Origin of the sequence: Pseudomonas brassicacearum, from assembly GCF_918698105.1 — a bacterium.
Classification (GTDB): domain Bacteria; phylum Pseudomonadota; class Gammaproteobacteria; order Pseudomonadales; family Pseudomonadaceae; genus Aquipseudomonas; species Aquipseudomonas brassicacearum_F.
Window position 1 is genome coordinate 21,098 of the sequence record NZ_CAKKMI010000081.1, and the last position, 6,246, is coordinate 27,343.

Below are 6,246 nucleotides of genomic sequence, written 5' to 3' on the forward strand. Positions count from 1 at the left end.
CCCCGAGGATACTAATCGCCGTTTCCTGCCCTGAGGCCAAGATGTTTGTAAAACGATTTTCCATGGCCGTACTGGCCTGCCTGATGTTATCCGCCTGTGGCGGCGTCGATCCCAATTCTCCCCTTGGCCAGCGCAAGGCGATCTTCAAGCAGATGCTCAAGACCAACGAAGAGTTGGGCGGCATGTTGCGCGGCCGAGTCCCGTTCGATGGCGCACGATTTGCCGAAGGCGCGGCGCAACTGGATCAATTGTCCCATGAACCGTGGAAACACTTCCCGCAAGTGCGCGAGCAAGACCACACCAGCGCCCGGGATGAAGTCTGGCAAAAACAGGCGCGTTTCCAGGCGCTGGCCCGCAATCTTGAAGCCGCCACCGGTGAATTGGTGACCGCCAGCAAAGTCCAACCCTACAAGGCCAGTTACCTGGGGCCGGCGGTGCAGAAGGTCGAGGATGCGTGCAGTGCCTGTCATAAGGAGTTTCGGGATCATTGACTTGTCTTGAAAGATCGCAGGCTTCGCCAGCTCCTACAGGGGATCGCGTTCAATCTGTAGGAGCCTGCGATCCTTTCAATGTTCACTTGTCCAGCTCATCCACCGCTTCCTGCAATTCCTTGCGGGAGGCCGCCAGCTTGTCCTTGCGTTTGTTGATTCGCTCGGCGTCGCCTTTCTTCATGGCCTTTTCCAGGTCGGCCTGACGCCGACTGACCTCGTGCTTGGCATCGAGCACCTTGTTTTCACGCTCCTTGCGCAAGGATGCGTCGGTGCAATGGGTGGTGACTTCACTCAAAGCGGTTTCCAGGCCTGCCTGCTGGTCTGGGTTGCCGCGGGACTTGGCCAGTTCGATCTGGTTGATGATGCCCTGGCGCTTGGCCGCGCAACCGGTGAGCTCCGGGGTTTGCTCGTCCGCCATCAAGGGGGCGGCCATGGCACTGCATAAGACCAGCAGGGCAACGGGGGACAGGAAATTCATAGCAACTCCGTAAAAAATCGCGAGCGGTCGGTACAGATGCGCTGTTGGAACGCATGCTTGCCCCTTGGGTTCAACCGCACAGGGCCCGGATTAAAAACCGTCGACCCCGGCAGTGCGTAATACGTCACTCAAGGCCAGCACCTGCGGGTCGCGAAAAAATGCGCTCAGTTGCGCGGCGCGTCCCGGTCCGATGCCGGCTTCGGCTTGCCATTGTTCGGTACTGCGCTCGGCCAGCACCTGCCACGGCCCCTCCAGCCGGGCCTCACCGGCGGGCGGCAGGCCAAGGGCCTTGAGCCACTGCCCGAAAGGGCGTTGCCGGGCGCTGTGCAGGCTGGCAAGCAGGCGGGCGCTACTGTGTTCGCCGAAGCCGGCAATGTTAGCAAGCTCGGCGGCATCGAGGGTCATCCAATCCAGCAATCCGTCGAGTCGTCCGGCGGCCAGCAGCTTTTCCCAGGTTCCGGGGCCGACGTGGGGCAGGGCAAGCCCTTGTTTGCCGCTGAGCCAGCCCAGTCGCGCGAGGAACTGGCTTTCACAGCCGGGTGTCGGTTGCCAGCAACTCAAGAAGTGATAATCGGTTTCCGCAGGGACGTTGAGGTCCTGGCGCTCGACGCTGCGCAGCACGACGCTGTCGAGCCGTGGGATGGTCAGCCCGGCCAGGCTGATAGCGACCCGGTCGCCGGGGCGAATGTCCATCTCCTCCCAACGCCTGAGGGAACTGACACTTACCCGACGAATCCACCGGTCGTCGAGCCGGATGCGTTCAAGCTCCAGTACGGGGGTGATGCGCCCGGTACGACCGACCTTGAAGTGCACCTTGCGCACTTCGGCCAGCGCTTGGGCATATGGATATTTCCAGGCCACGCTCCAGAACGGCGCCCTGGCCTGCCAGCGGTCGGCGGGTGGACGGCGGCTCTGGTGCAGGACGATCCCGTCGCTGGCGAAGGGCAGCGGCGCACGGTACCAGTGGTCGCGCCATTGCTCGGCATCGGCCAATGTCCGGACTGGCTGGTTGTAGTCAAGGGTATCAGCGAAGCCCAATGCGTTGAGCGCCGCCATTCGCTCGGGCAGGGTGTCCGGCCCTTGCGGCCAGTCCCAGACAAACAGTCCGATATACACCCCATCGTGCACCGTCAGATTGCTGCGTGCCATCAAGCCTGCCATGGTTCCGCGGGCGTTCAGGCTGCCGCTGCTGGCTTGGACATGGGTCTCCAGGCGCCAGTACAACTCGCCCTGGACGACCAGGTCTACGGGCTGGCGCAGTTGTTGCGGGATGGCGCCGATCTTGCGGGCATTTATAGTCCAGTCATTTCCTTGGGCGCCATCGCCACGGCTGATTGCCTGATGCAGGCGACCCTTGCGATAAACCAGGGTTACCGCCACGCCGTCGACTTTCGGCTGGGCCCAGACGTCCTCTCGACCATGCAGCCAGGCCCTCACGGCGTCGGCGTCCTTCAGTTTTTCCAGGCCGGTATGAACAATGGGGTGCGGCACCTTTCCGCCCGCTGAGCGCAGCGGATCGTCGGGCGCCGCGAGGTTGAAGCAACCGCGCCATTGGCCCAACTGTGCGCGGGACTGATCGTACAGCTCGTCAGCCACCCGCGACTGGCCGAGGCGGTGATAGCTGTCGTCCCAGGTGTCGATTTGCTGTTGCAGTGCGGCGATCTCGGCCCGGGCGCGTTCAGTCGGCCAGTCGGGACAGGGCGCGGCGATTGCAGGAATGGTAATGAAGACAAGACAGGCGAGTGCATACAAAAACGGTGGCATCGAAGCATCCTTGCTTGGTTGAGTTCCTGAAGGCTAGCCACCGTGCCGGAAGTTGCGAGGACCGGAGCGTTACCGGATTTTGCGAGGCGTGGTGGCAAAATCGCGGCGGTACAGTGCGCGGTGATTTAGCCGCGCAACTGTGCCTTGTCCTCATCAACGACCGGCGCAGAATGGGCTTTCGATTCGCCTCTGCCTGGAATGCTCCCGATGGAACTGTCGACGCTCGCTGTTTTCATCCCGGCCTGCTTTGCGCTGAACATGGCGCCGGGGCCGAACAACCTGCTGTCCATCAGTAACGCCTCGCGTTATGGCTTCGTCCGGGCGTGCAGCGGCGGCATCGGTCGGTTGCTGGCGTTTGCGATCATGATCGCCCTGGCAGCGGTGGGGCTCACCGCCGTGCTGCACACCTCGGAGTTGCTGTTCCTGGGGATCAAGGTCGTCGGGGCCGGCTACCTGTTCTATCTGGCCGTGCAATTGTGGCGGGCCCAGCCTGAGGCCGGCAGCGAAGCCGCGGTCACGTCGATGAGCCGGGCCGGCCTGGCGCGCCAGGAGTTCCTGGTGGCAATCGGCAATCCGAAGGCGATCCTGTTGTTTACCGCGTTCCTGCCGCAATTTGTCGACCGTACAGGTACCGTCACCCAACAATTTGCCGTGCTGGGAGGCTTGTTCCTGGCACTGGAGTGCATCGCCATCGGCCTGTATTGCTACATGGGCATTTACGCGCGACGGCTGTTCGCCCGGCCCAGTGGCAAGCGCCTGTTCAATCGGATGTGTGCGGGGCTGCTGGCCAGTGCGGCTTCGTTTTTGCTGGTGGCACGGCGGGCTTGAGTTCGATGGAGGTCCATTGTGGCGAGGGAGCTTGCGCCCACTGGGGTGCGTTGTAGGAGCTGTCGAGTGCAACGAGGCTGCGATCTTTCCCCAGACACTTGAGTCTCAAGCGAAAGATCAAAAGATCGCAGCCTTCGGCAGCTCCTACAGAACCCAGCGGGAGCAAGCTCCCTCGCCACAAAAGCATGAAAACACAAAGGCATGAAAAAGCCCCTGACGACCCAGTCGCCAGGGGCTTTTTCTTTACACGCGGGTATTACAGGCCGGCAGCGGCGCGCAGAGAGTCGGCGCGGTCGGTTTTTTCCCAGGTGAAGGTGGTGAAGGTATCGTCACCCACGGTCTTGGTCTGCGGCGTACGACCGAAGTGGCCGTAGGCTGCAGTGTCCTGGTACATCGGGTGCAGCAGGTCGAGCATGGTGGTGATGGCGTATGGACGCAGGTCGAACACTTCACGGACCAAATTGATGATCTTGTCGTCGCCGATCTTGCCGGTGCCGAAGGTGTTCAGCGAGATCGACGTAGGCTGGGCCACGCCAATGGCGTAGGAGACCTGGATCTCGCAGCGCTCGGCCAGGCCGGCGGCGACGATGTTCTTGGCGACATAGCGACCGGCGTAGGCCGCCGAACGGTCAACCTTCGATGGGTCCTTGCCGGAGAACGCGCCGCCGCCGTGACGGGCCATGCCGCCGTAGCTGTCGACGATGATCTTGCGACCGGTCAGGCCGCAGTCGCCCACCGGGCCACCGATGATGAACTGGCCAGTCGGGTTGATGTGGAACTGGGTGTCCTTGGACAGCAATTCGGCAGGCAGCACGTGCTTGACGATCAGTTCCATCACGCCTTCGCGCAGGTCTTTGTAGGACACTTCGGGGTTGTGCTGGGTCGACAGGACGACGGCGTCGATACCGACCACCTTGCCGCCTTCGTAGCGGCAGGTCACCTGGGACTTGGCGTCCGGGCGCAACCAAGGCAGCAGGCCGGATTTGCGGGCCTCGGCCTGGCGTTGAACCAACTGGTGCGAGAAGGTGATCGGGGCCGGCATCAGCACGTCGGTCTCGTTGCTGGCGTAGCCGAACATCAGGCCCTGGTCGCCGGCGCCCTGGTCTTCAGGTTTGGCCCGATCAACGCCTTGGTTGATGTCGGGGGACTGCTTGCCAATGATGTTCATCACGCCGCAGGTCGCGCCGTCGAAGCCGACGTCGGAGCTGTTGTAGCCAATGCCCAGGATCACGTCGCGGACGATCTGTTCCAGGTCGACCCAGGCCGACGTGGTGACTTCGCCGGCGATGATCGCCACGCCCGTTTTCACCAGAGTCTCGCACGCCACGCGGGCGAACTTGTCTTCAGCAATGATGGCGTCCAGCACCGCATCAGAAATCTGGTCGGCGATTTTGTCCGGATGCCCTTCAGACACGGACTCGGAGGTGAAAAGGGAGTATTCGCTCATCTCGATGTTTTCCTACAAGTTACCGTTGGTGAGTGTCGCCAGTGGGCCGCTGAAAGTGGCGAACCTGGATCTGGAAACCATTACGTAAGCCTACATAGAGGCTTTCCCCGGGCACGAGGCCCGCAGCGGTGGCCCAGCGGGCCAGGTCGTCCTGTTCAAATCCGAGCCAGAGATCGCCGCAGGCCTCCCTGGCCCAGCTCTGGTTGTGGCTGCATAACTCTGTCACCAGCAGGCTGCCGCCCGGTTGCAGCAGGGCGGCCATATGCCGGAGTGCCTCGGCCGGCGCGGCGAAATGATGCAGCACCATGTTCAAGACCACGCAGTCGGCCTGCACGCTCATGCCATCCAGTGCATCGGCCAGTTGCAGGCTGACGTTAGCCAACGCTTCGCGTTCACATACCTGGCGCGCCAGTTCGAGCATGGCCGGGCTGTTGTCCAGCGCCGTCACCTGGCTGAAGCGTCGCGCCAGCTCCGGCAGAAAGGCGCCATCGCCGGGGCCGACTTCGATTGCCGTGGCCGTGGCTTCAAAGCTTAGTTTGTCGAGCAGCGCCACGACGCTTTCGCGGTATTGCGGCAATCCCGCGATCAGGTCTTGCTGGGCGCGAAATTTCTCGGCGACCCGTGCGAAAAAATCCTGGCTGGCGGCGGACCGTTGCCCGTGTACCTGGGCGATGCGAGCCTGCACGTCGGTCGGCAGGTTCAGCGCGTCCACTTCGTCCAGCAGCGCCGCGTGCAGCTTGCCACCCAACAGGTCGGTGTGGGGCAGGGCGCGGCGATAGAAAATGGCATTGCCTTCGCGGCGGGTCGCCACCAGGTCGGCCTGGGCCAGGACTTTGAGGTGGTGGCTCATGCCAGACTGGCCGATGCCGAAGATCTGCGCCAGTTCCAGTACGCCGAACGAGTCGTTGGCCAGGGCGCGCAATACATTGAGCCGCAACGGATCGCCGCCGGCCTTGCAAAGGGCCGCCAGTTCGTCGCAGTCGTCATGGCGAATGGAAGGCGCAGGTAAGTTCATAGTGCGGCAGTCGGTTTCATAGTGGGGCAGTCTAGTGACGGGACTGGAACCCCGCAAGTTCAATATCAAAAAGTTTTGATATTGGTTGATAAATGGCACTTCCCAACCCGTGCTTGACTCTACAAGCCATCAGCGGAAAGGTTTCACCTGGCGAATGCGCCTTTATCCACCGGAAAAACGCCCAAGGATGACTATCTGTCATTGCCCCGGGGCGGGTGGGTGA

Annotated in this window: 7 protein-coding genes; 2 read left to right on the top strand and 5 right to left on the bottom strand. The window is 62.3% G+C overall.

Going from position 1 to position 6,246, the window contains the following annotated elements; genetic code table 11:
• Window positions 1-41: 41 nt before the first annotated feature.
• A complete protein-coding gene (locus LQ215_RS24415) occupies window positions 42-491 on the top strand; it encodes a c-type cytochrome (RefSeq protein ID WP_230152943.1) in 450 nt (149 codons plus the stop codon).
• An 82-nt stretch (window positions 492-573) separates the two neighbouring features.
• Here LQ215_RS24415 and LQ215_RS24420 read toward each other — a convergent pair whose 3' ends face one another.
• Together LQ215_RS24420 and ligB are read right to left on the bottom strand one after the other, a co-directional pair.
• The gene (locus LQ215_RS24420) at window positions 574-969 is read right to left on the bottom strand and encodes a DUF1090 domain-containing protein (protein ID WP_230152944.1); all 396 of its coding nucleotides are present in this window, start codon (window positions 967-969) and stop codon (window positions 574-576) included.
• Between the two features lie 90 nt (window positions 970-1,059).
• The gene (gene ligB, locus LQ215_RS24425) at window positions 1,060-2,733 is read right to left on the bottom strand and encodes an NAD-dependent DNA ligase LigB (RefSeq protein WP_230152945.1); all 1,674 of its coding nucleotides are present in this window, start codon (window positions 2,731-2,733) and stop codon (window positions 1,060-1,062) included.
• A gap of 207 nt (window positions 2,734-2,940) precedes the next feature.
• Between ligB and LQ215_RS24430 the strand changes: the two genes are divergently transcribed.
• The gene (locus tag LQ215_RS24430) at window positions 2,941-3,561 is read left to right on the top strand and encodes a LysE family translocator (RefSeq protein ID WP_230152946.1); all 621 of its coding nucleotides are present in this window, start codon (window positions 2,941-2,943) and stop codon (window positions 3,559-3,561) included.
• A 256-nt stretch (window positions 3,562-3,817) separates the two neighbouring features.
• On the opposite strand, the gene metK is transcribed toward LQ215_RS24430, so the two are convergent.
• The 3 genes from metK to LQ215_RS24445 form a co-directional block, all read right to left on the bottom strand.
• Window positions 3,818-5,008, bottom strand: a complete 1,191-nt coding sequence (gene metK / locus LQ215_RS24435; protein WP_013694443.1) for a methionine adenosyltransferase — start codon at window positions 5,006-5,008, stop codon at window positions 3,818-3,820.
• A gap of 19 nt (window positions 5,009-5,027) precedes the next feature.
• A complete protein-coding gene (locus LQ215_RS24440; RefSeq protein WP_230152947.1) occupies window positions 5,028-6,023 on the bottom strand; it encodes an ArsR/SmtB family transcription factor in 996 nt (331 codons plus the stop codon).
• 31 nt (window positions 6,024-6,054) lie between these two features.
• On the bottom strand, window positions 6,055-6,246 hold a 192-nt coding region (locus LQ215_RS24445), incomplete at its 5' end, for a hypothetical protein (RefSeq protein WP_230152948.1).

Excerpts from the sequence above, each read along its gene's own strand:
- LQ215_RS24415 (WP_230152943.1), top strand. The coding sequence starts at position 42 with ATGTTTGTAAAACGATTTTCCATGGCCGTACTGGCCTGCCTGATGTTA.
- LQ215_RS24420 (WP_230152944.1), bottom strand. The coding sequence starts at position 969 with ATGAATTTCCTGTCCCCCGTTGCCCTGCTGGTCTTATGCAGTGCCATG.
- ligB (WP_230152945.1), bottom strand. The coding sequence starts at position 2,733 with ATGCCACCGTTTTTGTATGCACTCGCCTGTCTTGTCTTCATTACCATT.
- LQ215_RS24430 (WP_230152946.1), top strand. The coding sequence starts at position 2,941 with ATGGAACTGTCGACGCTCGCTGTTTTCATCCCGGCCTGCTTTGCGCTG.
- metK (WP_013694443.1), bottom strand. The coding sequence starts at position 5,008 with ATGAGCGAATACTCCCTTTTCACCTCCGAGTCCGTGTCTGAAGGGCAT.
- LQ215_RS24440 (WP_230152947.1), bottom strand. The coding sequence starts at position 6,023 with ATGAACTTACCTGCGCCTTCCATTCGCCATGACGACTGCGACGAACTG.